Source organism: uncultured Campylobacter sp. (genome assembly GCF_938017705.1).
Lineage (GTDB): Bacteria > Campylobacterota > Campylobacteria > Campylobacterales > Campylobacteraceae > Campylobacter_B.
The window spans coordinates 1-3,948 of record NZ_CALIIS010000197.1 but is presented as its reverse complement, the minus strand read 5'-3'; the positions used below and the strand labels follow the sequence as shown (position 1 = coordinate 3,948).

Sequence of the window (3,948 nt, the reverse complement as noted above, 5' to 3'; positions counted from 1 at the left end):
CACTATGACTATGCGCGTGCCGGAGCTTTATCTCGTAGTGCCCGAGGCAAGATGCTATATGAACGAAGCCGATGGCGCCAAAATCGGCGTACAACAAAACGAAATCGTCTGGATCGAGTCGCGCCGCGGCAAGGTAAAAGCGCGTGTGGACTTCCACGGACGTAACATTCCGCCGAAAGGGCTTATTTTCGTGCCGTTTTTTGACGAGAAGGTCTATATCAACCGCGTCACGCTCGATCATACTTGTCCGCTTTCAAAAGAGACCGACTACAAAAAATGCGCGGTTAAAATTTACAAGGCGTAAATTATGGATAGGCGTGAGGTCTTAGGTATTCTTTCTTTAGCTGCGGGCGTAGGCGTTCTGGGGCTCGGAGTCGCAAACTCCGGCGAGCACGCCAGACTCCGCCCGCCCGGAGCTATAAGCGAGAAAGAATTTCTTAGCAAATGCCTAAGGTGCGGACTTTGTGTCGAGGCATGCCCGTTTGATACGCTTAAGCTTGCGAGCTTTTGCGATCATGCTATTGCAAACGGCACGCCGTTTTTCATCCCGCGCGAAATTCCGTGCTATATGTGCGACGACATACCTTGCGTCGCGGCCTGTCCTAGCGACGCACTAGATAAAAGCCTGGTAAGCGAAGACTCTAAGCTTAACGTGCGTCTATCTAAAATGGGCGTTGCGGTCATAGATACCGAGCATTGCATCGCTTATGCGGGTATCCAATGCGACGCGTGCGTGCGAAACTGCCCCGTAATGGACAAGGCGCTTAGGATCGATTACCGCCACAACAACCGCACCGAAAAGCACGCCCTGCTCGTGCCTGTCGTAGATAGCGACTACTGCACGGGTTGCGGCAAATGCGAGCATGCCTGCGTCACGAAAAAGGCGGCTATCAGCGTCGTGGAGCGCGAGCGCGTCATAGGAATTTCCAGCGACAACTATGTCAAAGGCTGGATCAAGGGCGACGACGCGAAGCTAAAGGACGCAGACACTAAAATCAAGCTCGATCCGCAAAAGAGTAAGGACTACTTAAACGAGGACGATCTAATGGAAGGGGCTAGACAATGAAATACACTATTTTAAGGCGTTTGAGCCAAATTTCTATTCTAGTCCTTTTTATTTTAGGAAATAATTTCGCCTTCAAAGCCGCGAGCGAAAATGGAATTTTATCAGGAATTCTAAAGGGCAATCTAAGCTCGTCGAAACTTTTCGGCACGATTAATCTAAGCGATCCGTTTGCGACGGCGCAGATGCTGCTAGCTAGCTTTTCTTTAGGCGCTACGGCGGTTATCGGAGCGCTTATCGTAGGAGCATTTTATGCGCTTATAGCGCCGCGATTATATTGCTCGTGGGTCTGCCCGATAAATTTACTAACCGATCTTGCCGCATGGCTTCGTAAAAAATTTGGCGTGCACACCAAAATTTTAAACGTAAATCGCAAAGCTCGCTACGTCCTAGCGGTGCTAGCGCTTGTTTGCAGCGGAGCTTTCGGCTTTGCGGCGTTTGAGAGCGTAAGCTTTATCTCGCTTTTCGCGCGCGCCGTCATATCGCTGAGTGCCAGTGCATTTGCGATCGCGCTACTGATCGTAGTTTTTGAAATTTTCGCGGGCGATCGCACTATCTGCTCGCGGCTATGCCCGCTCGGCGGATTTTGGGCTGCACTTAGCTATTTTAGCGTCATTCGCGTTCGCCACGAGGTTGATAAATGCACGATGTGCGGCAAATGCAAAATGATCTGCCCCGAAGTGCAGGTACTTAAGATGGTCGGGCGCGAAAACGGGCGCGTTAGCAGCGAGTGTATCAGCTGCGGACGCTGCATCGACGTATGCGACGACGATGCGTTAAATTTTAGTATATTAGGAGTGAAAAAATGAAAAAAATGGTTTTAGGCTTGGCTCTTGCATGCTGTGCGGCGCTATTTGCCGCGGACAAGACGGCATCTATAGATGCCGACAGCTTGGGCTTTATAAAAAGCGTAGACGAATCGGCGCAAAATAAAAATTCCCTGCCCGATTTCAAATATAGCGAGGATGCTCCGGGCGCCGCTTCGAAGATCGAGCGCAGCTTCGAAAACGCTCCGCCGCTCATACCGCACAGCTTAGAAGGGCTTGTACCGATCACAAAGGATAACAATATGTGCGTAACCTGCCATATGCCCGATGTCGCTAAGGATGTAGGCTCTACGCCGATTCCAAAAAGCCACTTGGTGGACTTTCGCACAGGCACGGATCTAAACGGCACGCTAGCCGAGCAGAGATTCAACTGCACTCAATGCCACGTACCGCAAGCCCAAACCAATCCGCTAGTGAAAAATAATTTCAAAGCCGATTTTAGCAGGTTTAGCGACGCAAATTCCACTTCTAATCTCATAGATACGCTAAATCAAGGCGCCGAGGTTGAGTAGGAGCGCGCGATGAAATTTTTACCACCGCTGCTACTTTGCGCCTGCTTCATCTATGCCGGCAACGGCGTTGCAATACCTAGTGTCGCTGTGGGCATAGATGCGCCTGCAAAGATCAAACACGCTAGCTTCATACTAGAGCTTGACGCAAATGTCGCGGTGCTAAAAAATCTAGACGGCGAAATTTACGCAGGGCTTGACAACGGCAAGCTCTATAAAATAACCATTAGCTCCGTGGAGAGTTCCGCGCCAAATTCTGCCGCCAGGCAAAATTTTGCAGATCAAAATTCCGCCGTAAGCACAAATTCCGATGCGGCGCAGAATTTCAATGCAAAAGCGAGCGTAAAAGCGAGCGTAAATTCCACGGGAGATTCCACTGCGAATTCCGCTGCCACAAATTCTTTAGCAAATTCAACCGCAGCAAATTCTATGAAGCAAAATTCTGCTGAAAATTCTACGGCATTAAATTCCGTTTCGAGCGGAATCTCCAAGACGCTAATTTTCGCACTGCCCTCGTCCAAAAATTACCTAGACGAGCCGATGGGCGCCACCATATTCGACGTCGATAAACTAGGCGAAAAATACGCATTTTTGTATAACGGCGACGCGTTTGAAAAGATGCTGGGCGTGTTTGCAGGCGGCAATATTACGCACTATAAATTGCCGATGACGGGGATTAAAAACGTCTATTTCTACGACGAAAACACCGTGATTTTGCTAGGTCTTGGCAGCGAAATTTTATACTTCGACCTATCTAGCGGCAAGGTAAGCTTCGAGCAAAAGCTCACCATCGCGTCTTTGGGCGGCAGCTCCTACGACCGCGCCGACGGGACGCTGCTAATCTCATGCGAGGGCGGCATCGTATTTTATTTCGACGCGAAAGCGAAAAAGCTTATGAGCCAAAAGTCCCTGCACAAGGACGGGATCTATTCCGTGGCGCTGCTTGGCGATCGTATGATGAGCGGCTCGAACGATAAGGAGAGATCGTGCTACTACGAAAACGGCGATTTCGCTAAATTCTATAACGCCCATTTCGCAGTTTTTGCCGTGGCGCTAAGTCCCGAGCTGGGCGCTTTTACCGTTGGTAACGGCGTACGCGTAATCGATAAAGCAGGCGAGATCGTCCGCAGCATCGAGCTAGATAACGATATCATCAACTATCTGCTTTTCGAAGGAGAGTATCTCGTGGGCTCGGGGTACAATAGATATATCTACTTTTGGGAGTTAAAATGAATATTTCAAGCGTCGTAATCTATCTAAGCGCAAATACCGACGTAGCGGCGTTTCGAAAGGAGCTGCAAAGCATCGGCGGCTGCGAGTTCGTAGCGTGCGAGGACGGCAAGGCGGTCGCCACGATTAGCGTGGAGAGCTTCGATGACGAGATCGCCGCATTTCGCGCGATAGAGGCTATAAAAGGCGTAAGCGAGGCGATGATGATCTACTCTTACTCCGATCTTGACGCAGACATCGCCGCGGCAAACTCCGACAACGGCGAGCAGATAATGCGCGAGCTGGACGAAAAAGACCCGAGTCAGATCAAATACGGCGG

At 50.2% G+C, this 3,948-nt stretch carries 6 protein-coding genes; all 6 read left to right on the top strand.

The genetic code is table 11. From position 1 onward, the window contains the following. The coding region (locus tag Q0605_RS09075; protein ID WP_298706376.1) for a molybdopterin dinucleotide binding domain-containing protein at positions 1-304 on the top strand (304 nt) is incomplete at its 5' end. A 3-nt stretch (positions 305-307) separates the two neighbouring features. After that, on the top strand, positions 308-1,066 hold the full coding sequence (gene napG, locus Q0605_RS09070) for a ferredoxin-type protein NapG (RefSeq protein ID WP_291937769.1): 759 nt from the start codon (positions 308-310) through the stop codon (positions 1,064-1,066). Further along, positions 1,063-1,872, top strand: coding sequence for a quinol dehydrogenase ferredoxin subunit NapH (gene napH, locus Q0605_RS09065; RefSeq protein ID WP_298706373.1), 810 nt, complete (start codon positions 1,063-1,065; stop codon positions 1,870-1,872). Before napG ends, napH begins: the two co-directional genes overlap by 4 nt. Then, positions 1,869-2,402, top strand: coding sequence for a nitrate reductase cytochrome c-type subunit (locus tag Q0605_RS09060; RefSeq protein ID WP_298101462.1), 534 nt, complete (start codon positions 1,869-1,871; stop codon positions 2,400-2,402). Before napH ends, Q0605_RS09060 begins: the two co-directional genes overlap by 4 nt. Before the next feature lie 9 nt (positions 2,403-2,411). Then, the gene (locus Q0605_RS09055) at positions 2,412-3,632 is read left to right on the top strand and encodes a hypothetical protein (RefSeq protein WP_298706371.1); all 1,221 of its coding nucleotides are present in this window, start codon (positions 2,412-2,414) and stop codon (positions 3,630-3,632) included. Continuing rightward, positions 3,629-3,948: chaperone NapD (locus Q0605_RS09050; protein ID WP_298706369.1), on the top strand; the 320-nt coding region annotated here is incomplete at its 3' end. The genes Q0605_RS09055 and Q0605_RS09050, both read left to right, overlap by 4 nt.